This is a genomic window from Streptomyces sp. NRRL S-495, assembly GCF_000966955.1.
Lineage (GTDB): Bacteria > Actinomycetota > Actinomycetes > Streptomycetales > Streptomycetaceae > Kitasatospora > Kitasatospora purpeofusca.
Genome location: NZ_JZWY01000421.1, coordinates 1 through 22760, shown reverse-complemented (window position 1 = coordinate 22760; position 22760 = coordinate 1). Strand labels below are relative to the sequence as shown.

The window sequence follows — 22760 nt, the reverse complement described above, 5'->3', positions numbered from 1 at the left end:
GATGTGTATAAGAGACAGGTACTACGCCGCCGTACCGGGGCAGGCCGGCCGCACGGAAGTGACCGTGCAGGAGCTGAACCAGCAGACGGCCGAGGTGATCGCAGCCGTCGAGCGCGGCGAGACCGTCACCGTGACCAGGGACGGCCGCCACATGGCCACCGTCCTGCCGCCGGACCCAGCCGGGCCGCACTACCCGTTCCGGACGGACCCGATGGGTGACGAACTCGACGACATGCCGAGCTTCGGCGGCGGTGGCGGCCGGACCCTCGACGACCTGGACAGCGCGATGGAAGGGTTCGGCGAGTGAGCGCCGCTGCCGTCCGAGGAAAGGGCTCATCTGTGTACACAGCCAGGTGTACGCTCGATGCATGGCCGAATCGCTGAGCATCCGTGAAGCCCGAGCCCATCTTGCCGAAGTCGTGACCAAGGCGGAGTCGGGCGAGATCACTGTGATCACTCGCAAGGGTGAGCGTGTCGGCGCGGTGGTGCCGATCGAGATCCTGGACGCGATCGAGGAAGCGGCGGACGAGCTGGCCGCGCGGGAGGCCGAGCTCCACCGCAACGACCCGACGGTCAGCATGGCGGAGCTCCTGGCCGATCTGTTCGATGCGCCCCCGGACTCGGCCGGGAGCGCCGCGTGAAGTACGCCTTCCGGTTCACCACGCACGCCCAGCGCCAGCTCAGGTCGATCGGCCAGGTCGAGGCCATGCGGATCCTCAGCGCGCTGACGGCCCTCGGTGACGATCCGTTCGCCGAGGGCCTCGGCGTGAAGAAGCTGACCGGGCACGACGGTCTCTACCGGCTGCGGGTGGGGGCCTACCGCGTGGTGTACGAGGTGCGGGGCGGCGAGATGGTCGTCCTGGTGGTCAACGTCGGCAACCGTCGGGACGTCTACCGCCGGCTGTGACCCCTACCGCACCTCGATGAAGGCGTCCGCCGTGCGGTCCGGGCGGGTGCGGGGCGGTTCGGCGGGGCGGCCGACGGCGACGGCGCCCATCGGGTCCCAGTGCTTCGGGAGGTCGAGGACCTCGCGCACCGTGTCGCGGCAGAACATGGTCGAGGAGACCCAGGCCGAGCCGTATCCCTCGCCGGCCAGGGTGACCAGCAGGTTCTGCACGGCGGCGCCGACGGCGACGGTGAACATCTCGCGTTCGGCCGCGGCCCGGCGCGCGTCCGGGTAGTCGTGCGAGCCGTCCATCACCAGGCACGGGACGACCAGGTAGGGGGCCGCGCGCAGGACGTCGCCGCGGGCGGTGCGGCGGGCGATCTTCTCCTCGTCCCAGCCGTCGAGCTCGGCGAGGTCGCGGCGCCAGGCCGCGAGCATCGCGTCCAGCAGCCGGGTCCGCACCTCGGGGGTCTCCAGCAGGACGAACCGCCACGGCGTGGTGTGGTGCGGCGCGGGCGCGGTGGCCGCGGCGGCGACCGCGCGCCGGACGGCGCCCGGGTCGACCGGTTCGGCGGTGAACGCGCGGATGGTGCGCCGCTGGGTGACGGCCTGCCGGATCGCCTCGGAGGTGCCGAGCCGGAACATGTCGTCGGCGGCGGGCCTGAGCAGCGGCCGGACGCCCTCGCCGTCCTCGGCGGTGACCAGGTGGCCGAGGCCGCGGACCACGGCGACCGGGGTGCCGGTGGCCTTGCCCTTCACCAGGTCGGCGGCGCCGGCGAGCTCGTCGGCGGTGGCGGTGACGGTCTGGAACAGCTCGTTGCCGTGCGAGTCGGAGCGCCCCCGGTGGTCGTCCAGGACGGCCAGGCCGGCGGCGCCGATGGCGACATCGGTGAGGCCGTTGCGCCAGGGCCGGCCGAAGGTGTCGGTGACGACGACGGCGAGCCGGCGCCCGGTGAGCTGCCGGAGCCGGGCGCGCAGGGCGCGGGCGGAGGCGTCCGGGTCCTCGGGCAGCAGCAGGACGGTGCCGGGCGCGGTGTTCGAGGCGTCCACCCCGGCGGCGGCCATGACCAGGCCGTTGCGGTTCTCGACGATCCGGATCGGGCCGCGCCGGGCGACCAGCCGGACGGTCTCGGCGTCGATCGCGGCCTCCCGGTCGGCGGCGTGCAGCAGCCGGCCCTCGGCCTTGCTGACCACCTTGGAGGTGACCAGCAGGATGTCGCCGTCCTCGTACTCGGCGGCCTTGGCGATCAGCTCGGCGAGGTCGCTGTCGGCGTCGATCTCGGGCAGCCCGGAGACCGGGAGGATCCGCAGGCTCACCCGCGCACCTGCTCGGCGAGCGCCAGCGCGGCCCGGGCCATCTCGGCGGTGGCGGCGACGTCGGTCATCAGCAGCGGCACCGCCCGGCAGGCGATCCCGCCCGCCTCGACGGCGGCCACGGCGGCCTCGTCGGCGGTGTCCACCAGCCAGCCGTCGATCAAGTCGGAGCCGTAGTTCAGTGCGACCGCCTCGGCGGTGGCCTCCACGCCGACGGCGGCGAGCACCTTGTCGGCCATGCCCCGCACGGGCGCACCGCCGATGATCGGCGAGAGCCCGACGACCGGGGCGGAGGCGGCGGCGACGGCCTCCCGGATGCCCGGCACGGCGAGGACGGTGCCGATCGAGACGACCGGGTTGGACGGCGGGAAGAGGATGACGTCGGCCTCGGCGAGGGCCTCCAGTACGCCGGGCGCCGGCTTGGCGGTGTCCGCGCCGACCGGCACGATCGCCTCGGCGTCGACGGCGGCGTGCAGCTTGACCCAGTACTCCTGGAAGTGGATGGCCCGGGTGCCCTGCTCGTCGGTGATCCGGACATGGGTCTCGACCCGGTCGTCGCTCATCGGCAGCAGCCGCACCCCGGGCTGCCAGCGCACACAGAGCGCCTCGGTGACCTGGCTGAGGGTGTAGCCGGCGTTGAGCATCTGGCTGCGCACGAGGTGGGTGGCGAAGTCGCGGTCGCCGAGCCCGAACCACTCGGGGCCGACGCCGTACTCCTTCATCTCGGCCTTGATGGACCAGGTCTCCTCGGTCCGGCCCCAGCCCTGCTCCTCGTGGATGCCGCCGCCGAGGGTGTACATGACGGTGTCGAGGTCGGGGCAGACCTTCAGCCCGAAGAGGTGGATGTCGTCACCGGTGTTGCCGATGACGGTGATCTCGTCCTCGGGACCGATGGCCTCCCGGAGTCCGCGCAGGAAACGCGCTCCGCCGATCCCGCCTGCCAGTGCCACGATGCGCATGCGCCCATCCTGCCACGCGCCGACGGGTCGTCAGCCCGACCCTCGACAACCGCGCCCGGAGCCTCAGTGGGCCTCGGCGGACGTCTGCGGGTGCTGCTCGGGGACGACGGCGGCGCCGTACTGGTTCATCTCGGTCAGGCCGGGGGTGTAGAGGTGGATCGAGACGGCGGGCTCCAGCGAGGCGTTGACCATCTCGTGCAGGTACCCGGGGGAGAAGACCCGCTGCCCGCCGGGGCGCAGGTCGCGGGAGCCTTCCCCTGCGTGTGTGAGGGAGCGCTCGACGAGCTCGCCGCGGACCACGGTCATCACGCCGGAGGAGGTGCCGTGGTCGTGGAAGCCGCTGCTCTGGCCGGGCAGCCAGCTGAGCAGCCAGACCTCGTAGCCGGGGCCGGTCTCCAGCCGGGCGTACCAGCGGGTGAGCGCGTCGTAGCGGACGAGCGGCTCCCAGCGGTCCCGGTCGGCGGCGATCTCGCGCACCAGCCGGGCGTACTCGGCGACGCTGGTGGGGTGGGTGGGCAGGTCGGTGCGGGCGAGGTGCGGGAAGGCCAGCGGGTCGCCGGCGATGGAGACGTCACTGAGGCCGTCGGCCCACGGGTGGTCGCCGGGCCGGGCGGCGGGGGCGGGTGCCACGGGTCGGGTGGTGGAGGCGGCGCGGAGGCCGTGGAGAGCGAGCTTGCTGCGGTCGCGGTTCCGCTTGCGGATGCGGATCATTCGCACGGGAGTCGTCCTCGGAGGGCTGGTTCGTCAGGGGAGTCAGCCGGGTCCGGGATGTCCTGGGGCGGGAATCGCGGGCGGCCTCTGTGCTTCCTGGGCGGCGCGCGGCGGGACGGCGGGCGCCTAGATACAGCGGCAGGAACAGAGGCGACAACAGGAGTTCACGGCAGGGCGGAGCGTGGAACCGCTCCGGGGGCCGAGGAACTCTGACATAGGGAAAAGGACAACGCATCCGCAGGGGCGGTGTCAACTCGGGGAGAGCGGACATTCGGGTGAGATCGGCCATGAACTACCCGATGGAGTGATAAATCACCCTCTATGTTTCGATGGGAAGATCGCCGGGAAGGCAGGGCGATGACCGGCCTGTGGCGGTGACCGCATGTCACCCGGCCCCCGGTCGCGAATGGTTCGTCGACGTTCGCGCGCAATCGGGCTAGAAGTCCGATCTGTCCGGTTATGTACACTATTCGTAACGGCTTGGTGCCAGGGAGTGAATCCCGGCCCCAATACCAGAGCTCGGCTTGACTGGGCCAGAGTGACGCAACTGTAATTTCACTCGTGTCGTCCGCCGCACGAGGCAACGGCAACCACGGGGACGCCAATAGGGGCAGAGGAGGCGCGCCACATGAGCGAGCTCTTTGAGCTGTTGATCGGTGACGGCATCGAGGAGGAGGAAGAACTCGGCTGGCAGGAGCGCGCACTCTGCGCCCAGACCGACCCCGAGTCCTTCTTCCCGGAGAAGGGCGGCTCCACTCGCGAGGCCAAGAAGGTCTGCCTCGCGTGCGAGGTCCGCTCCGAGTGCCTGGAGTACGCCCTGGCCAACGACGAGCGCTTCGGCATCTGGGGCGGCCTCTCCGAGCGCGAGCGCCGTCGGCTCAAGAAGAGCGCCGTCTGACCGGGGTGGCCGCATCCCCCGGGACCTCCGGATCCCCAGGCTTCCCCGGATCCGCCGGCCGCGGCACCCCGACCGGCCGGCCCGCGCGAACAGCCCGCGACGGAGCGCCTCACCCCCTGTGGTGAGGCGCTTTCGCGTTCCCGGACGGACACCGTGGACGGAGCCGACACCCGGAGCCGTTAGTGTGGTGCGCCATCCGGTTGCCGTTCACCGGCTGTGTCCACCGAGAACTGGGGCCCGCGCACTCGATGACCGTCTACAGCCACCAGAGCGGCTCCTCCGCCAGCAGGCCGCCCGCCTACCCGCGCCATCTGGTCACCGCCGTGATCGTCTCCCACGACGGCGCCCGCTGGCTGCCGCAGGCCCTCGCCGGCCTGCTCGGCCAGGACCGCCAGGTCCAGCGCGTCCTCGCGGTCGACACCGGCTCCACCGACGACTCCCAGCGCCTGCTCGCCGAGACCCTCGCCGACTGGCTCCCCGACAGCGGTCCGACCGTGCTCGGCCGTCGGGCCGGTTTCGGCACCGCCGTCGCCGAGGCGGTCTTCAACAGCCCGCCGCTGCGCGCCGAGGACCTGCCCTACCGGCTCGACCCCTCCGGCTACGACCCGGTCACCGGCGGCTGGGACGACTTCGGCGACCCGCTCGGCGACGAGGACGACCTCGGCCGGGGCGGCCCCCGGGAGACCACGCCGGTCGAATGGCTCTGGCTGCTGCACGACGACTGCGAGCCGCAGACCGACGCGCTGCGCCGGCTGCTCCAGGTCGCCGACTCCACCCCCAGCGCCGCCGTCGTCGGCCCCAAGCTGCGCAGCTGGTACGACCGCCGGCAGCTGCTGGAGGTCGGCGTCAGCATCGCCCGCTCCGGCCGCCGCTGGACCGGGCTCGACCGGCGCGAGCAGGACCAGGGCCAGCACGACCAGGTCCGCCCGGTGCTCGCCGTCTCCACCGCCGGCATGCTGGTGCGCCGCGATGTCTTCGAGGAGCTCGGCGGCTTCGACCGGGCGCTGCCGCTGATGCGCGACGACACCGACTTCTGCTGGCGGGTCAACGCCGCCGGCCACCGCGTCGTGGTCGCCCCGGACGCCGTGCTCCGGCACGCCGAGGCCGCCAGCCGCGAGCGCCGCGCCATCGACTGCGGCCCCGCCCACCCGCACCGGGTGGACAAGGCCGGCGCCGTCTTCACCCTGCTCGCCAACTCCAAGGGCGTGCTCTTCCCCTACGTGCTGCTCCGGCTGGTGCTCGGCACCCTGCTGCGGGTGTTCGCCAACCTGCTCGGCAAGGACCCCAAGCAGGCCTTCGACGAGCTGGCCGGCCTCGGCCACGAACTCGTCCGGCTGCCCCGGCTGCTGGCGGCCCGCAAACGCCGCGGCCGCACCCGCTCCGCCGACGCGCTGGACGACCGCACGCTCTTCCCCGCACCCGGCGCCACCGCCCGGCTCGCCGTCGAGGGCGTCGTCGGCTCGCTCGGCATCGGGGGCGGTGACGACACCGGCGGCCGGCACGGCTCGGTCGAGGCCGGACCGGGAGACGAGGACTCCGAGGACCTGGTCGTCGAGCAGTTCGCGCTGGTCAAGAAGCTCGCCCGGCGCCCGGCGCCGGTGCTGTTCGCCGCCCTGCTGGTGTTCGCCCTGGTCGCCTGCCGCGACCTGCTCGGCGGCGGGGCCCTGTTCGGCGGCGCCCTGCTGCCCGCCACCGACGGCGCGACCGGGCTCTGGTCGATGTACGCCGACGCCTGGCACCCCGTCGGCACCGGCTCCGACGCCGCCGCGCCGCCCTACCTCGCGGTGCTGTCGATCCTCTCCTGGCTGCTGTTCGACCACGCCGACCTCGCGGTCACCCTGCTGGTCGTGCTCGCCGTCCCGCTCTCCGCCGTGAGCGCCTACCTGGTCTCCCGGCCGCTGATCGACTCCAAGCTGGTCCGCGCCTGGGCCAGCGCCACCTACGCGCTGCTGCCCGCCGCCACCGGCGCGCTCGCCCAGGGCCGGATCGGCACCGCCGTCCTGGCCGTGCTGCTGCCGCCGCTGGCCCGCGCCGCCGCCGTCACCGCCGGCCTCGGCATCCGCGCGGAGAGCGCCGCCAAGGGCGCCCGCCCCGGCTGGCGCTCCGCCTGGATGACGGTCCTGCTGCTCACCCTGGCCACCGCCTTCGTCCCGCTGGTCTGGGCCCTGGCCGTGCCGCTCTGCCTGGCCATGCTGGTCACCGCCGTGGTCCGGGGCGGGGCCTTCGGCTCCGGCGCCACCGCGCTGCGACTGCTCGGCCTGCGTGTCCTGGTGGTCCTCGCGGTGCCGGTCGGGGTGCTCGCCCCCTGGTCGCTGCGGGTGCTCTCGGACCCGCAGCGGCTGCTGCTGGAGGCCGGCCTGCCCGGTCTGCACGGCTCCGGGCCGACCTCGGCCGGGCTGCTGATGGTCAACCCCGGCGGCGCCGGGGTGCCGCCGGTCTGGCTCTCCGCCGGTGTGGTGCTGGCCGCGCTGGCCGCCCTGCTGCGCGCCGACCGCCGCCGCGCGGTGCTGGCCGCCTGGGGCGCCGCCGGGGCCGGACTGGTCTTCGCGGTCGTGGTGGCCGGCACCTCGGTGACCCCCGCCTCCGGTGGTCCGGCCGTGCCCGCGTGGTCCGGCCCGGCCACCCTGCTGGCCGGTGTCGCCCTGCTGGCCGCCGCCGCGATCGGCGCCGACGGCGCCAACGCCCGGGTCGCCGGCATCGCCTTCGGCTGGCGCCAGCCGGTCGCCGCGCTGGTGGTGGCCGCCGCCCTGCTCGCCCCGCTGGGCACCGGCCTCTGGTGGGCCGTCACCGGCGCCGACGGCCCGCTGCACCGGGGCCGCGGCGCCCAGGTGCCCGCGTTCATCGCCGAACAGGCCGGCACCACCGACCGCTCCCGCACCCTGGTCCTCACCGGGGACCCGAAGGGCGGCTCGGTCGCGTACACCGTGGCCCGCGGCTCCGGACTGACGCTCGGCCAGGCCGAGTCCACCGTCGACCCGGAGACCGGCACCACGGCCGGCCTGGACCGGACCGTCGGCAGCCTGCTGGCCGGCTCCGGCGCCGACCAGGCGGGCGCGCTCTCCCGCTACGGCATCGCCTACGTGCTGGTCGACCAGCCGCTGATCGGCGCCTTCAAGGACGTCCTGGACACCACGCCCGGCCTGGTCAAGGCCAACCAGGACGGCGGCGCCGCGCTCTGGCAGGTCGACGGCACCCCCGCGACCCGGGCCCTGATCACCGCGCCGGGCACCGTCCCGGTGGTGGTCCCGTCCGGCCCGCGCGACATCGACACCACCCTGCCGGCCGGCCCCGAGGGCCGGGTGCTGCGGCTCGCCGAGTCCGCCGCCCCCGAGTGGACGGCCACCCTGGACGGCACCGCCCTGGAGCGGGTCACCGTCGACGGCTGGGCGCAGGGCTTCAAGCTCCCCGCCACCGGCGGCAAGCTGGTCCTCACCCGTGAGGGCAGCCTGCTGCACACCGGCTGGATCTGGGCCCAGCTGCTGCTCGGCCTGACCGTGCTGGTGCTGGCCCTGCCCGGCCGGCGCAACCACAAGGACGACGACCTGCCCGAGGACGTGGTCGCCGCCGCCGAGCTGGCCGCCGCCGCCCAGGCGCAGGCCCCGGTCCCCGGCAGCCGCCGGGCCCGCCGGATGGCCGAGCGGGGCGAGGGCGCCGAGAACGAGGGCCCGGAGCCCGTCGACCCGGACGCCGGGGTGTACGAGGGCCGGCCCGGCCCGGCCGCGGACCGGCCGGCCGCCGAGCCGTCGGCCGGAGCGGTCCTGGCGGCCGCCGCCGCGCAGGAGTCCGAGCCGTACGCCGACCCCTACCAGACGTACCAGCAGGCCGACCCGTACAGCTACGACCCGTACGCGCAGCAGCCGGTCGGCACGCCGTACGGCGGCCAGGGGTACGGCGGCCAGGACGGCTACCAGCAGCAGGGCTACCAGCCCTACCAGGGCGAGCAGCAGCAGTACGGCTACGACCCGTACCAGCAGCCCGAGCAGCAGCCCTGGGTGCCGGGGCAGCAGCAGGCCGAGCCCTACTACGAACAGCCGGACCCGAACCACCCGAACGACCCGAACGACCCGAACAGCCCCCACGGCCCGGGCCGGTACCCGCACCACCACGGATCGGGGAGCTGACCCGCGATGAAGAAGCCCGCCTTCAGGAAGAAGCCCGGCACGCCGGACACCGCCCGCGGGGCCGGGGGGACCGGCACCTTCGACGGCGCCCCGGCCGGCGCGGCCCCGGCGGCCCCCAGGGGCTCCGGCGCCGCCCGCACCACCCGGTCGCTGCTGGCCGCCGCCGTGGTGCTGGCGGCGGTGTTCGGCATCGCCGAGCTCCGCAAGCCCGCCGCCCCGGCGGCCACCGACCGGGCCACCGCCACCTCGGCGCAGGTCGAGCGGACCGCCCTGGTCTGCCCGCAGCCGCTCCAGGGCCTCACCGGCACCACCACGCTCACCGCGTACACCCCGCCGGGCACGGGCACGGGCGACGGCGGCACCGGCTGGATCTCCGACGCGGCGGCGCCCGCCGCCGCCCCGGGCGCGGCGCCGTCGGCCCCCGCGACGCCGGCCGCCCCCGCTGCCCCGGCCGCCACCGGCGCGCCCACCCCGGCCGCCGCGGCCGCCGCCGACAAGAACGCCGCGCCCGCCGACGCCCGGCTCACCCTGGCCAAGCCCGGCACCCCGGTGACCGCCCCCGCCGCCAACAGCGACCTGGCACCCGGCACCGGGGCCGTCGCCACCGGCGCGCTCGCCCCCGGCTTCACCGTCACCCAGACCACCACCGTCACCGAGCAGCGCGGCCTCGGCCTGTCCGGGATCACCTGCACGCCGTCCGGCACCGGGTTCTGGTTCGCGGGCGCCTCCACCGCCGAGGGCCGCACCGACTACGTCAGCCTGGTCAACGCCGAGTCCACCGCCGCCGTGGTCGACATCAAGCTCTACGGCGACAAGGGCCTGATCGAGAACGACGCCGCCAACGGCATCACCGTCGCCCCGGGCAGCTCCCAGTCGGTCCTGCTGCCCACCATCAGCAAGGGCCAGGTCGCCGACCTCGCCGTGCACGTGGTCGCCCGCTCCGGCCGGGTCGGCGCCGCCCTGCACGCCGCCGACGGCAGCAAGGGCGCCGACTGGGTGCCCGCCTCCGCCGACCCCGCGCCCGTCCAGGTGATGCCCGGCCTGCCCGCCGACACCTCGGCCGCCCACCTGGTGGTCTGGGCCCCGCCGGAGGACGACGCGGACCTCAGGATCGAGCTCTCCGGCAAGAACGGCTGGTTCGTCCCGGCCGGGAACGAGTCCATCCACGTCAAGGCCGGCATGGTGGCCTCGGTGGACCTCGGCAAGGTGACCCGGGACGAGGTCGCCGGGCTGCGGGTGTCGCCCAGCGACGACAAGCACCCCACCCCCGTGGTGGCCGGCCTGCGGGTCGACCGCGCCGGGGCGAACGGCAAGTCCGACGCCGCCTGGCTGGCCGGCACCGCGCCGGTCGGCGCCCGCGCCACGGTGGCCGACAACCGGGGCGGCGGCCCGTCCACGCTCTTCCTGACCTCCACCGGCGAGGCCGCCACCGTGCGGGTCACCGCCTCGGCCGGCACCGGCGGCGGCACCCCCACCACCAAGGAGGTCGCGCTCCCGGCCGGTGGCACCGTCGCCCTCCCGGCGCCCGAGCCCACCGGGCTGAACGGCAGCTTCGCGCTCACCGTGGAGACCGTCTCCGGCGGCCCGGTCGTCGCCGCCCGGATGCTCGCGCTCCCCAGCAAGGACGTGCCGATGTTCACCGTCCAGGCCCTGCGCGACGACCGCTCCACCGTCAAGGTCCCGCAGGCCTCCCAGGACCCGGGCGTGGTCCTGCGCTGAGCGGTGTGCCGACAGCACGGCGCGGGGGCCGCCACCCGGTCCGGGTGGCGGCCCCCGCGCCGTGGCGGCTCACTCCTCGTCGTACCGAGGGTCGATCGCGTCGGGGGAGAGCCCCAGCAGCTCCGCCACCTGCTCGATCAGGATCTCGTGCACCAGCGCCGCGCGGTCCTCGCGCGACTTCGCCCGGATCTCCACCGGTCTGCGGTACACCACGATCTGGCTCTTGCGCCCCTGCTGACCCGGCGACACCCGGCCCAGCGGCACCCCGCCGTCGGAGTCGGCGCCGTCCGGCTCGTGCAGCGGCACCTCCTGGACGGCGAACTCCACCTCGATCAATTGCGGCCAGCGCCGCTCAAGACGCTCCACCGACTCGCGCACATAGTCGTCGAACAACTCGGAGCGGGTGAGCGAGATCGGTACCTGCGGCGGCGCCAGCGGGCCGCGGAGACCCCTGCCGTGCCGGTCACGGTGCCGGGGGCGGCGTGAGGGACCCGTCGATGACTGCGGTGCGGAGCTGTCCATATCACTGCCGAGAGTAGTCCTTGGATGCCAGGAAGTGGACCACCCCCGCACCTGTTCGCCCGGGGCGAGCGGAGCGCCGGGGCGGCGCGCGGACCGCGACACGGCACACCTTCCGGACAGGCGGTCTTCGCTCCCCGGCAAGGAGTGCGGTACCGTCCACCCTCGTGAGCTCTGTACGTCGTTGTTCGCGGACCGCGTGCGGCCGTCCGGCCGTCGCGACGCTGACGTACGTCTACGCGGACTCCACCGCCGTCCTCGGCCCGCTCGCGACCTACGCCGAGCCGCACTGCTACGACCTGTGCGCCGGGCACGCCGAGCGCCTCACCGCCCCGCGCGGCTGGGACGTGGTCAGGCTCGCCGCCGAGGCCGGTCCGCTGCGCCGCAGCAGCGACGATCTCGAGGCGCTCGCCAACGCCGTCCGCGAGGCCGCCCGCCCGCAGACCCCGCGTCAGGGCCGCGCCCCCGAGGGCGAGTCCACCGAGGCCGGCCGCCGCGGCCACCTCCGGGTGCTCCGCTCGCCCGACAACTGAACCGCGGACCGCCCCCGCCCCGGCACGAACCGTTCCGCCCGCCCGGGTACGCTGCCCCCCTACCGGGTACCGGCCGCCGCCGCGCCCGGACCTACCGTGACCAGGGGCGACCGGTCCGCCGGCCAACGCGCCGGCGCGTTCGCCGATCAGACACAGAACCAGGGTGGAGCCGCAGTGCGCGACCTCAAGCAGCTCGTGAAGGCGTACGACGTACGGGGCGTCGTCCCGGACCAGTGGGACGAGAACCTCTCCCGGGCCTTCGGCGCCGCGTTCGTGCAGGTCACCGGCGCGTCCGCGATCGTGGTCGGCCACGACATGCGCCCCTCCTCCCCGTCGCTCAGCCGGGCCTTCGCCGAGGGCGCGTCCGGCTACGGCGCCGACGTGGTGCTGATCGGCCTCTGCTCCACCGACCAGCTGTACTACGCCAGCGGTTCGCTCGACCTGCCCGGCGCGATGTTCACCGCCAGCCACAACCCGGCCGAGTACAACGGCATCAAGCTCTGCCGGGCCGGCGCCGCCCCGGTCGGCCAGGACACCGGACTCTCCGAGATCCGCGAGCTGGTCGAGTCCTGGACCGCCGCCGACGGCACCGTCACCGTCCCCGCCCGCGACGTGGCGCCCGGCGCCCTCAGCGAGCAGGACACCCTGCGCGGCTACGCCGACCACCTGCTCGGCCTGGTCGACCTCACCGCGATCCGCCCGCTCAAGGTCGCCGTCGACGCCGGCAACGGCATGGGCGGCCACACCGTGCCGACCGTGTTCGACGGCCTGCCGATCGAGCTCGTCCCGATGTACTTCGAGCTGGACGGCACCTTCCCCAACCACGAGGCCAACCCGCTCGACCCGAAGAACCTGGTCGACCTCCAGGCCAAGGTCCGCGAGGTCGGCGCCGACCTCGGCCTCGCCTTCGACGGCGACGCCGACCGCTGCTTCGTCGTCGACGAGCGCGGCGAGCCGGTCTCCCCCTCGGCCATCACCGCGCTGGTCGCCGCCCGCGAGATCGCCCGCGCCCGGGCCGCCGGCGAGGCCGAGCCGACGATCATCCACAACCTGATCACCTCCTGGACCGTCCCCGAGGTGGTCCGCGAGCTCGGCGGCAAGCCCGTCCGCACCCGGGTCGGCCACTCCTTCATCAAGCAGGAGATGGCCGTCACCGACGCCGTCTTCGGCGGCGAGCACTCCGCCCACTACTACTTCCGCGACTTCTGGCGCGCCGACACCGGCATGCTCGCCGCGCTGCACGTGCTGGCCGCCCTCGGCGGGCAGCCGGGCACCCTCTCCGCGCTGACCGCCGAGTACGACCGCTACGCCGCCTCGGGCGAGATCAACAGCACCGTCGCCGACCAGGCCGCCCGGACCGCCGCCGTCCGCGCCGCCTACGCCGTCGAGGGCACCGAGGTCGACGAGCTGGACGGCCTCACCGTGGCCGGCCCGGACTGGTGGTTCAACCTGCGCGCCTCCAACACCGAGCCGCTGCTGCGCCTCAACGTCGAGGCCAAGGACCCGGCCAGGATGGCCGAACTGCGCGACGGCGTGCTCGCGATCGTCCGCGCCTGACGTACGGCCCCGGTGCCCCGGCCGGTAGGGTTTCCTCTCGGCCGGGGCACCGCTGTGCCGACGGCCGAGAACCCGTACCGAGACCGGAGACCGAACCCATGAAGCTCGAATCCTTCCTGCTGGAGATCCTGGTCTGCCCGCAGTGCCGGTCCGCGCTCACCGAGGGCGGCACCGAGGAGCAGCCCGAGCTGCTCTGCGCCGGCGAGACCTGCGGCCTGGCCTACCCGGTGCGCGACGGCATTCCGGTCCTGCTGGTGGACGAGGCCCGCCGCATGCTCGACGACACCCTGCTCGACGACCCGGCCGCCCTCCGGCGCGCCGACCACGACCGCGCCCTGCTCGCCCTGGCCGGCTCCGGCGCCCGGGTCCGCACCGCGCTGCGGCTCGCCGAGGCGGCCGGCCTGGACCGGCTGCGGCCCGACGGCCGGCCGCGCGCCGTCCTGGTCGCCGGGCACGGCAGCGCGCTGACCGCCGCCGAGATGCTCGCCGCGCTGGCCGGTACCGCGAGCCTGGTCGCCCCGCTGCCGCCGACCGACGCCGCGCCGGTCCCGCGCATCGACCGTGCCACCGCCCCGGCCGTCTTCACGGCCGGCCTGGCCTGGCAGCTCCCCGGCTGGGCGGGCCCGCTCGACCTGCTGGTGATCAGCTCCGCCGCCGGCGACGAACGCGGCCTGGTCGCCCTCGCCGAGCAGGCCTACGCGCGCGGCTGCGCGATCGTGGTCACCGCCCCCGAGAGCAGTCCGCTCGCCGAGGCCGCGTTGCAGGTCCGGGCGCTGCCACTGCCGTTCGTGCCCTCCGCCGACACCTCCGACGCACCCGCCGACGACGACCGCGAACGCGGCCGGGCCACCGAGCCCGACCTGCCCGCCGAGGACCCGGCCGCGCTCTGGGCCCACCTCGCCCCGCTGCTCGCGCTCACCCAGAAGCTGGGCGTCACCCCGCTGCCCTACGACGCGCTCGCGGTGACCGCCGACCTGCTGGACGCCACCGCCGTCCGCTGCCGGCCGGACGCCGCCGCGTACACCAACCCGGCGAAGAGCCTGGCCGCCCGGCTGGCCGGGACCGTCCCGCTGCTCTGGGCGGAGGGCCCGGTGGCCGGCGCCGCGGCCGGGCGGTTCGCCGCCCAGCTCGCCGAGCGGGCCGGCCGCCCGGCCCTGGCGGGCCTGCTGCCGCAGGCGCTGACCGCGCACCGCGGCATGTTCACCGGCCAGCTCGGCGCCGGCGCAGACCCGGACGACTTCTTCCGCGACCGGGTCGAGGAGCCGGACCCGCTGCACCTCCAGGTCCTGCTGCTGCGGCAGACCGCCGAGGAGACGTCCGGCGGTCCGGGGCAGGCCGGTCCGGGCTCCGCCGGCCAGGGTTTCGGTGGAGCGCCGGAGGAGGAGGACGGCGGCCCGGCCGAGGTCCCGGCCGACGACGCGCGTCCGCGCAGCTTCGGCGTCACCCGGGCGCACCGGCTCGCGGCCGCCCACGACGTCCGGCTGACCGAGTACGCCGGCCGCCGCCCCGAGCCGCTGCACGCGCTGGTCGAGCTGGTCGCGCTCACCGACTTTGCCGCCGTCTACCTGGGGCTCGCCGCACAGTCCTGAGCCGGCGGCGGGTCGGCCCGGTACCGTATGCGCTCGACGACGACCGGGCCACCGGACGACCGGTCACGGGCCGTGCGGACGGCCCCCGACGGAGGGACCTTCCGAGCAATGAGCACCGAAGGCGGTACCAAGGCGCTGATCGCGGCGCTGGCCGCGAATCTGGGCATCGCGGTGAGCAAGTTCGTCGCGTTCGCCTTCTCCGGCTCCTCCTCGATGCTCGCCGAGGGCGTCCACTCGGTGGCCGACTCCGGCAACCAGGTGCTGCTGCTCATCGGCGGCAAGCGGGCGCAGCGCGAGGCCACCCCCCAGCACCCGTTCGGCTACGGGCGCGAGCGGTACATCTACGCGTTCCTGGTGTCGATCGTGCTGTTCAGCGTCGGCGGCATGTTCGCCGTCTACGAGGGCTACGAGAAGATCGCCCATCCGCACGAGCTGGACAACTGGTACTGGCCGGTGGGTGTGCTGGTCCTCGCCATCGCGCTGGAGGGCTGGTCCTTCCTCACCGCGTTCCGCGAGGCCGTCAAGGACAAGGGGACGCACGGCTGGCCGGCCTACATCCGCCGGGCCAAGGCGCCCGAGCTGCCGGTCGTGCTGCTGGAGGACACCGGCGCGCTGATCGGCCTGGTGCTGGCGCTGTTCGGCGTCGGGCTGACCGCGATCACCGGGGACGGGGTCTGGGACGGCATCGGCACGCTGTGCATCGGCGTGCTGCTGATCGTCATCGCCTTCGTGCTGGCCGTCGAGACCAGGTCGCTGCTGCTCGGCGAGTCGGCCCACCCCGAGGTGGTGGCCCGGATCCGGGACGCGCTGGTCGACCACGACTCGGTGGACCGGGTGATCCACATGCGGACCCTGCACCTCGGTCCGGAGGAACTGCTGGTCGCCGCCAAGATCGCCGTCCCGGCCGACTCGACGGCCCCCGAGGTCGCCGCGGCGATCGACGCCGCCGAGGTCCGGATCCGGCGGGCGGTGCCGATCGCCAGGGTCATCTACCTGGAGCCGGACATCTACAGCGCGGAGAAGGAGGCGGCGGGTGACGACCCGTACGCCACGCCCGGCGGACCCGTTCCCGGCGGGGCGCACTGAGCCCGCGCGGGCCCCGGCCCGGAGGCCGAAAAACGGCCGTACCGGGCCGTTCCGCGGGGCCGTCGGTGTAGATTCGTCCCCAGAGCCAGAACGTCGCTGCTGATGGCGGTCGATCGGTGACCCGCCCCCCACGGGGGCGTGCCGGTCGAGGGAGAGAGGTCCTCCGACGGTTTGTGCCGAGCAACAGGACAGCCGTACCGCGCCGAACCCGGCCGCGGGCCGGACGCCCTGGCGTCGCCGCACACCGTTGCGGCCCGCCGTGTTGTGACGCACCCCAGGACCTTGGCCCCGCCCCACCCCCTCAGCGAGGAGCAGACGCATGTCGACCGACATCACCGGTGACTTCAAGGTCGCCGATCTTTCCCTGGCCCCGTTCGGCCGCAAGGAGATCCAGCTCGCCGAGCACGAGATGCCCGGCCTGATGACGATCCGCGCCGAGTACGCCGCGTCGCAGCCGCTGGCCGGCGCCCGGATCACCGGCTCGCTGCACATGACCGTGCAGACCGCCGTCCTCATCGAGACCCTCACCGCCCTCGGTGCCGAGGTCCGCTGGTGCTCCTGCAACATCTTCTCCACCCAGGACCACGCCGCCGCGGCCATCGCCGTCGGCCCGAACGGTACCCCGGAGAACCCGCAGGGCGTTCCGGTCTTCGCCTGGAAGGGCGAGACCCTGGACGAGTACTGGTGGTGCACGGAGAAGGCGCTGACCTGGCCGAACGGCCAGACCCCGAACATGATCCTGGACGACGGCGGCGACGCCACCCTGCTGATCCACAAGGGTGTCGAGTTCGAGAAGGCCGGTGCCGCGCCGGACCCGTCCACCGCGGACAACGACGAGTTCCGGATCATCCTGGAGCTGCTGAACCGCACCCTGGTCGAGACCCCGAACAAGTGGACCGAGGTCGCCGCCACCATCAAGGGCGTGACGGAGGAGACCACCACCGGTGTCCACCGCCTGTACGAGATGCACCGTGACGGCAAGCTGCTGTTCCCGGCGATCAACGTCAACGACTCGGTCACCAAGTCGAAGTTCGACAACAAGTACGGCTGCCGCCACTCGCTGATCGACGGCATCAACCGTGCCACCGACGTCCTGATCGGCGGCAAGGTCGCCGTCGTCGCCGGCTACGGCGACGTGGGCAAGGGCTGCGCCGAGTCGCTGCGCGGCCAGGGCGCCCGGGTCATCGTCACCGAGATCGACCCGATCTGCGCGCTGCAGGCGGCGATGGACGGCTACCAGGTCGCGACCCTGGAGGATGTCGTCGAGACGGCCGACATCTTCATCACGACGACCGGCAACAAGGACATCATCATGGCCTCGCACATGGCCCGGATGAAGCACCAGGCCATCGTCGGCAACATCGGCCACTTCGACAACGAGATCGACATGGCCGGCCTCGCCCAGCTGCCGGGCGTCGTCAAGACCGAGGTCAAGCCGCAGGTCCACGAGTGGCGCAAGGCCGATGGCAAGACCATCATCATCCTCTCCGAGGGCCGTCTGCTGAACCTGGGCAACGCGACCGGCCACCCGTCGTTCGTGATGTCCAACTCCTTCGCCAACCAGACGATCGCCCAGATCGAGCTGTTCACGAAGACCGAGCAGTACCCGATCGGCGTCTACGTGCTGCCGAAGCACCTGGACGAGAAGGTCGCCCGTCTGCACCTGGACGCGCTGGGCGTGAAGCTGACCACGCTGACCAAGGACCAGGCCGACTACATCGGCGTCCCGGTCGAGGGCCCGTACAAGGCGGACCAGTACCGCTACTGATGCGGTGACGCAACAAGCAAGCACGGTGGCCGACGCCCCCTCCCCTGTGGAGGGCGTCGGCCGCCGCTGTTCCGGGCCGTCGTCGTCCCGGCTGTGTCAGGGCGTGACCGCGGTGGTCCAGTCGGAGCGGTCGGTGCCGAGCGGGACAAGGCGGTTCAGCCAGCCGGCCAGGCCACCGGTCGAGGCGAACGGGGCTTCGCCCTGGGAGCTGCCCGCACACACCCGCAGGCCCCGGGCGGTGATGCAGGACCGGGCACTCGTCGGGTCGTCGGACGGGTCGACCGGGTCTCCGGTCTGGGGCAGGGGCTTGAGCCCCGAGGCGGTGGGTTCGACATCGGGCCGGATGTCCAACCCGATGTAGTTGTCCCCGGACTGGTAGTTGAGGCCCGCGTACCAGGGGTAGCCGTCGGCGGCCGTGCCGATCTGGAGACTGGCCCCGGCGTTGGTGAAACCGGTGGGGACGTCCCGCACCTTGAAGGGCAGCCGCACTGCCTGCCGGCCGGGCGTGACCTTCGCGGCGATGCTCGGAATGATGTCGGTGACGCCGTCCTCAGCACGCATGTAGGTCGCCTGAAGTTCGAGCCAGCCACCGTCGGCCGTCTGCCAGCGGAACCGGTAGTCGTGGCCGGTGCCCGCCGGGTCGTGCGGCCCGCGGCCCAGCCAGTACGCCGGTCGGCCGTTCACCGGCCGGGCGTCCACCCGGTACTGCTGCTGGCCGAGGATGTCACTCCCCACGGTCGCTCCCTCGCCGGGCGGGAGCATTGAGAGGAACACCGCCTGACGATTCATCGGCAGCGCGTTCGGGCCGGTCTGCAGGGGGCCGTAGGCCTTTCCGCTGAACAGGGTGGGCGCACCGCTGAAGCCGATCGAGTAGCTCACCCCGTCGAAGCCCTCGGGCAGCCAGCCGAAGGTCGCCCCGACGGTGAGCGGGTCGTGGCCGGTGTCCGGCCCGAGGATCGGAAGCACGGGGTTCGACGGGGTCGCGGTGGCCTTCAGGGGGGCGGCGGTCCGGTCGGGCAGGGTGGTGGCGAGGACCGAGGCCCCCAGCGCCACCGCCATCACCGTCGTCGTCACGCCGAGCCGGCGTCGGCGCAGCCGGGACCGGCCCTGACGGACCGCCCAGGCGGTGTCCATCCGGCCGGCCGGGGCCGGGGCGTCGGCCAGGGCCATGAGGCCGGCGGTCAGCTCGGCACCGAGGCGGTCCTCGGTGAAGTCGGTGCGGTTGTTCATTTCACTGCCCTTCCACCGGCACGGCCGGTCGGAGGTCTCGGAAGTGCGGAGGGTCCGTGCGGTCCTGCTGCTCCCGCCGGTCCTGGCGGTCGAGGGACCGGCGCAGCGCGTCGAGCCCCCTGGAGGTCTGGCTCTTCACATTGCCGGTGGAGCACCCCAGCGCCGCCGCGGTCTGCTCCACCGTCAGGTCGCAGTAGTGCCGCAGCACCACGGTGGCCCGCTGCCGGGGCGGCAGGGCGGCCAGCGCGCGCCGGAGGTCGACCGCCAGGTCCAGGTCGGTGCCGGCGGCGGCCGGCTCGGGCACCGCCCCGGTACGGCGGCGGGCGGCCCAGCGCCCCCAGGGGGAGCGCTGCTCGGCGAGGAAGGTGTTCACCAGGACGGTCCGGGCGTACCCGTCCAGGTTCTCCAGCCGGGACAGCCGCGACCAGCGCACGTACAGCTTGGTGACCGACTCCTGGACCAGGTCGTCCGCCCGGTGCCAGTCACCGCAGAGCAGGTAGGCCACCTTGCGGAGCCACGGCGCCCGGGCCGCGACGAACTCCGTGTACTCGGCGTCGCGGGTCTGCTTCGCCATCGATGAACGCTCCCTTCCGCGGCGCCGCGGTCGCGGCGCACACCTCCCTAATGCGGGGCACCCGGCAGAGGTTGCACGTCCGTTCGAGCCGGGTCGGCGGCCGGGCCGGGGCCGGACGTAGGCTTTCGGGCATGCCCAACGGCCGGTACTCGCTCCACGACGTCCACGACCATGTCCTGCTCGGTGAGGAGCGCTTCAGCTGCGCGCCCGGCCCGGCCGGCTGGCGGTACGTCTCCAAGACCTACGCGCCGGACGGCCAGGTGCTCGGCACCGTGGACCTCACCCTGGACTCGCGCTCCCGCCCGCTGCGGATGGAACTCCGGGCCGGCGGCTGGCAGGTCAGGGGCGGTGCCGTCGACGGGGTCGCCTGGGTGCGGGCCGATGCCGCGGATCCGGCGGGGGAGCAGGCGGTGGAGGGGCACGACCGGGCGCACGGCTTCGCCGGACGCTCGCCCGCGTTCCTGGTCGCCGCCGCGCGGCTGCTCCGGCTGCGGGAGGGGGCGAGCGCGCGGGTCCGGCTGGTGGCTTTCACCGATCCGGTGCTGGCGCCGCGCACCTTCGACCAGGGGTGGTTGCTGGAGGGGGTCGACACCCACGACACGGACTCGGGGCCGCTGCTCGTCGAGCGCTACCAGGTGGCGGACCTGGAGACCGGGGAGCAGCAGGTGGTGCACCTCGCCGGGGACGTGGTGCTGGCCGCCGGGGGCGTCGAGCTGGAGGAGCTGGAGTCGCCGCCGAACGCGTGGCCGGCCGGGTTCGGGTACGGGGAGGGCCTCGGGGACTGAGCCGCGCCGGGGGCGGTTCGGGCGCGGGCGGCTCAGGCGGGCGGGGCGAAGCCGGTGCCGGGGGCCGGGGGGCTCGGCGGCGCGGGGTGCTGCTGCCCGAGCTCCGTCGGCTGCGGGGCGTGCTGCTGGGGGGCGTACTGCTGACTCCGGGCCTGGGACTGGGCCTGGGCCTGCTGCTGGAACGCGTGCCCCTGCGCCCTGGTCCACTCGCGCCGCTGCCGCTCGGTCAGGACCGCGCCCAGGTACGCCGCCGGGTGCACCCCGTACGGCACCGGGTGGCCGGTGCGGGCGGCCAGGTCGTCCGCGAGCCGGGCGGACATCCGATGGGCGACCACCTGGTCCAGCTCGCCGATCCGCCCGAGGAACTGCCGGACGGCCAGCCACAGCGGCTCCGGCACGGCGGAGAGGTCCAGCGCGACCAGCTCGCCGCCGATCGCCTGCAGCAGCTGCGGGTTCACCGGCGGCAGCGCGGCGGCCGCACCGCCACCGCCGGGCACCCGCTCACGTACCACCAGCGTCCCCGCGAAGACGTCACCCAGCCGCTTCCCCTCGGACGACACCACCGAGCAGATCACCGCCGGCACGCCGAACAGCACGATGATCTCCAGGAAGCCGACCAGACCGCGCACCAGCGAGTGCCGGAACCGCACCGGGCCACCGTCGCTGCGCACCACCCGGAGCCCCAGCGCGGCCTTGCCCAGGGAACGCCCCCGGCTGAGGGTCTCGATCATGATCGGCAGCGCCACCAGGAAGAGGACGGTCAGCCCGATCGTCACGGCGGCGACCGCGGCGCTGTCCAGGTCCGGTGCGAGCAGGCTCAGCACCAGGGTCGTCACCACGAGGCCGATGACCTGCACGGCGAGGTCCAGCGTGATGGCCAGGCCCCGGCTCGGAAGCTTCGCCGTGCGCAGGCCGAGGACGACCGCCTCGCCCGTCACCAGGTCGCTCAAGACACCCGTCCGTTCCCGTCGGTGGTACGGGGCCCGTGGGAGGGGAATCCGGCGGACCGCCCCCACGATCCCGTGATCTGCTGCCCGTCAACATACGGGGCCGCGGAGCCGACCGGGAAGGGAGGTCCCGGCCGCCGTGGTGCCGTTCCCCCCTGGCATGCTGGGCCCACCTGTCCGCACCCGCCCGATCGCGCGTCCCGCGCCGACCCTGGAGCCGCCGCATGGACCTGGACGTCTTCGTCGCCACCCACCAGGGGGAGTGGGCCCGGCTGGACGCCCTCACCAGGAAGCGGCGTCCGACCGGCGAGGAGGCGGACGAACTCGTCGCCCTCTACCAGCGGGTCACCGGCCATCTGGCCAAGGTCCAGGCCGCCGCGCCCGACCCGACCCTCGAGGGCCGGCTCACCAGTCTGGTCTCGCGGGCCCGTGACTCGGTCACCGGCAGCCGGACGAGCGGCTGGCGGGACGTCGCCCGCTACTACACGGTCAGCTTCCCCGCCGCGCTCTACCGGGCGCGCCACTGGTGGATCCCGGTCGCGGTGCTCTCGCTGGTCGCCACCGCGCTCGTCGCCTGGTGGGTGGCCGGCCACCCCGAGGTCCGCAACAGCCTCGGCGCGCCGGACGCGCTGCGGGAGATGACCAGGCCCGGCGGCGCCTACGAGGCCTACTACTCCGACCGTCCGGCGAGTTCCTTCGCCGCCCAGGTCTGGACGAACAATGCGTGGATCGCCGTGCAGTGCCTCCTCTACGGCGTCGTGCTCGGCCTCCCGGTGCTGTGGGTGCTGTGGAGCAACGTCCTCAACCTCGGACTCGGCGTCGGGCTGATGGCCTCCGCCGGCCGCCTCGACATCTTCCTCGGCCTGCTCATCCCGCACGGCCTGCTGGAGCTGACCGCCGTCTTCGTCGCCGGCGGCCTGGGACTGCGGCTGGGCTGGACGATCGTCGACCCGGGCCCGCGCAGCCGGGCGACCGCGCTCGCCGAACAGGGCCGCTCGATCGTCGGCATGGGAATCGGCCTGGCGACGGTGCTGGCGGTGTCCGGCGTACTGGAGGCCTTTGTGACGCCGTCCGGCCTGCCGACCTGGGCCCGGATCACCATCGGCGCGCTCGCCGAGATCGCATTCCTGTTCTATGCCCTGGTGTTGGGGCGAAAGGCCGCCGCGACCGGCGAGACCGGAGACCTCGACGCAGCCGACCGGGCGGACCTCCAGCCTGTCGCGGCCTGAGTCGATGTGATCACCAGGCCCCTGACCTGGTACTCTTCTCGCACCCCAGAAAAACCATTGACGTGGTCGGGCTGGGCTAGTAGGTTTGAACGGTTGGGACGGACTGGACAACAGTCGGGCTCAGGCGTTAATGTCTACGACATCGCCGAGTCGAGGTGAGTGTGCTTCTCGAATGCACGCCCTCTCCGACAAGGTAAATCCCGGAACTGAGCACACCGAAAGCTTTGATAAGCTTCGGAGCGAAGTCGAAGGAAATCCCCCCAGCGGGAATTCGGAGAAACGAAAGCCGGTCAAACCGGCCGCGAGGATCTGATAAGCTGGGAACACGAAAGAAC

General features: G+C 73.9%; 20 protein-coding genes. 13 read left to right on the top strand and 7 right to left on the bottom strand.

The window, feature by feature from the left end; all coding sequences use genetic code 11:
- From VR45_RS22230 to VR45_RS22220, 3 genes are all read left to right on the top strand, one after another.
- A partial coding sequence (locus tag VR45_RS22230; protein ID WP_045941564.1) for a type II toxin-antitoxin system prevent-host-death family antitoxin occupies positions 1-307 on the top strand: 307 nt, incomplete at its 5' end.
- A gap of 61 nt (positions 308-368) precedes the next feature.
- Positions 369-641 carry a type II toxin-antitoxin system prevent-host-death family antitoxin gene (locus VR45_RS22225; RefSeq protein WP_045941563.1) on the top strand — a complete coding sequence of 91 codons (273 nt, stop codon included), beginning with the start codon at positions 369-371 and terminating at the stop codon, positions 639-641.
- Positions 638-907, top strand: coding sequence for a type II toxin-antitoxin system RelE/ParE family toxin (locus VR45_RS22220; RefSeq protein WP_045941562.1), 270 nt, complete (start codon positions 638-640; stop codon positions 905-907). Before VR45_RS22225 ends, VR45_RS22220 begins: the two co-directional genes overlap by 4 nt.
- Positions 908-910: 3 nt before the next feature.
- Here the strand turns inward: VR45_RS22220 and VR45_RS22215 are convergent, their stop codons facing one another.
- The 3 genes from VR45_RS22215 to VR45_RS22205 all read right to left on the bottom strand — a co-directional run bounded on the left by VR45_RS22215 (position 911) and on the right by VR45_RS22205 (position 3876).
- Complete coding sequence (locus tag VR45_RS22215) at positions 911-2203, bottom strand: coenzyme F420-0:L-glutamate ligase (protein WP_045941561.1); 1293 nt, start codon at positions 2201-2203, stop codon at positions 911-913.
- On the bottom strand, positions 2200-3159 hold the full coding sequence (gene cofD / locus VR45_RS22210; RefSeq protein WP_045941560.1) for a 2-phospho-L-lactate transferase: 960 nt from the start codon (positions 3157-3159) through the stop codon (positions 2200-2202). The genes VR45_RS22215 and cofD overlap by 4 nt, the downstream gene beginning before the upstream one ends.
- Positions 3160-3222: 63 nt before the next feature.
- Complete coding sequence (locus VR45_RS22205) at positions 3223-3876, bottom strand: cysteine dioxygenase family protein (RefSeq protein ID WP_234326079.1); 654 nt, start codon at positions 3874-3876, stop codon at positions 3223-3225.
- Between the two features lie 622 nt (positions 3877-4498).
- On the opposite strand from VR45_RS22205, the gene VR45_RS22200 reads away from it, so the two are divergent.
- The 3 genes from VR45_RS22200 to VR45_RS22190 all read left to right on the top strand — a co-directional run bounded on the left by VR45_RS22200 (position 4499) and on the right by VR45_RS22190 (position 10608).
- The gene (locus VR45_RS22200; protein WP_030310813.1) at positions 4499-4768 is read left to right on the top strand and encodes a WhiB family transcriptional regulator; all 270 of its coding nucleotides are present in this window, start codon (positions 4499-4501) and stop codon (positions 4766-4768) included.
- Positions 4769-5016: 248 nt separating this feature from the next.
- Entirely contained in the window at positions 5017-8889 is a 3873-nt protein-coding gene (locus tag VR45_RS22195; RefSeq protein WP_052709282.1) for a glycosyltransferase, read from the top strand.
- Positions 8890-8895: 6 nt separating this feature from the next.
- Positions 8896-10608, top strand: a complete 1713-nt coding sequence (locus VR45_RS22190; protein WP_052709281.1) for a DUF5719 family protein — start codon at positions 8896-8898, stop codon at positions 10606-10608.
- Between the two features lie 69 nt (positions 10609-10677).
- On the opposite strand, the gene VR45_RS22185 is transcribed toward VR45_RS22190, so the two are convergent.
- Positions 10678-11130, bottom strand: coding sequence for a metallopeptidase family protein (locus VR45_RS22185; RefSeq protein WP_053652105.1), 453 nt, complete (start codon positions 11128-11130; stop codon positions 10678-10680).
- A gap of 164 nt (positions 11131-11294) precedes the next feature.
- On the opposite strand from VR45_RS22185, the gene VR45_RS22180 reads away from it, so the two are divergent.
- The 5 genes from VR45_RS22180 (at position 11295) to ahcY (ending at position 17660) form a co-directional block, all read left to right on the top strand.
- Positions 11295-11660, top strand: coding sequence for a DUF3499 domain-containing protein (locus VR45_RS22180; RefSeq protein WP_030398082.1), 366 nt, complete (start codon positions 11295-11297; stop codon positions 11658-11660).
- A gap of 174 nt (positions 11661-11834) precedes the next feature.
- The gene (locus VR45_RS22175) at positions 11835-13217 is read left to right on the top strand and encodes a phosphomannomutase/phosphoglucomutase (RefSeq protein WP_045941559.1); all 1383 of its coding nucleotides are present in this window, start codon (positions 11835-11837) and stop codon (positions 13215-13217) included.
- A gap of 98 nt (positions 13218-13315) precedes the next feature.
- Positions 13316-14806: an SIS domain-containing protein gene (locus VR45_RS22170; RefSeq protein WP_063772529.1), complete on the top strand. Its 1491-nt coding sequence runs from the start codon at positions 13316-13318 to the stop codon at positions 14804-14806.
- A gap of 108 nt (positions 14807-14914) precedes the next feature.
- On the top strand, positions 14915-15892 hold the full coding sequence (locus tag VR45_RS22165) for a cation diffusion facilitator family transporter (RefSeq protein WP_045941558.1): 978 nt from the start codon (positions 14915-14917) through the stop codon (positions 15890-15892).
- Between the two features lie 319 nt (positions 15893-16211).
- Positions 16212-17660: an adenosylhomocysteinase gene (gene ahcY / locus VR45_RS22160; protein WP_045941557.1), complete on the top strand. Its 1449-nt coding sequence runs from the start codon at positions 16212-16214 to the stop codon at positions 17658-17660.
- 96 nt (positions 17661-17756) lie between these two features.
- Here the strand turns inward: ahcY and VR45_RS22155 are convergent, their stop codons facing one another.
- The gene (locus tag VR45_RS22155) at positions 17757-18890 is read right to left on the bottom strand and encodes a hypothetical protein (RefSeq protein ID WP_045941556.1); all 1134 of its coding nucleotides are present in this window, start codon (positions 18888-18890) and stop codon (positions 17757-17759) included.
- A gap of 1 nt (position 18891) precedes the next feature.
- Entirely contained in the window at positions 18892-19464 is a 573-nt protein-coding gene (locus VR45_RS22150) for a SigE family RNA polymerase sigma factor (protein WP_063772528.1), read from the bottom strand.
- 131 nt (positions 19465-19595) lie between these two features.
- Here VR45_RS22150 and VR45_RS22145 point away from each other — a divergent pair, with 131 nt between their 5' ends.
- Positions 19596-20249 carry a hypothetical protein gene (locus VR45_RS22145; protein ID WP_045941555.1) on the top strand — a complete coding sequence of 218 codons (654 nt, stop codon included), beginning with the start codon at positions 19596-19598 and terminating at the stop codon, positions 20247-20249.
- A 32-nt stretch (positions 20250-20281) separates the two neighbouring features.
- Here VR45_RS22145 and VR45_RS22140 read toward each other — a convergent pair whose 3' ends face one another.
- Entirely contained in the window at positions 20282-21199 is a 918-nt protein-coding gene (locus VR45_RS22140) for an RDD family protein (RefSeq protein ID WP_052709280.1), read from the bottom strand.
- A 221-nt stretch (positions 21200-21420) separates the two neighbouring features.
- Here VR45_RS22140 and VR45_RS22135 point away from each other — a divergent pair, with 221 nt between their 5' ends.
- Positions 21421-22425, top strand: a complete 1005-nt coding sequence (locus VR45_RS22135) for a stage II sporulation protein M (protein ID WP_045941554.1) — start codon at positions 21421-21423, stop codon at positions 22423-22425.
- The last annotated feature ends 335 nt before the right edge of the window (positions 22426-22760 follow it).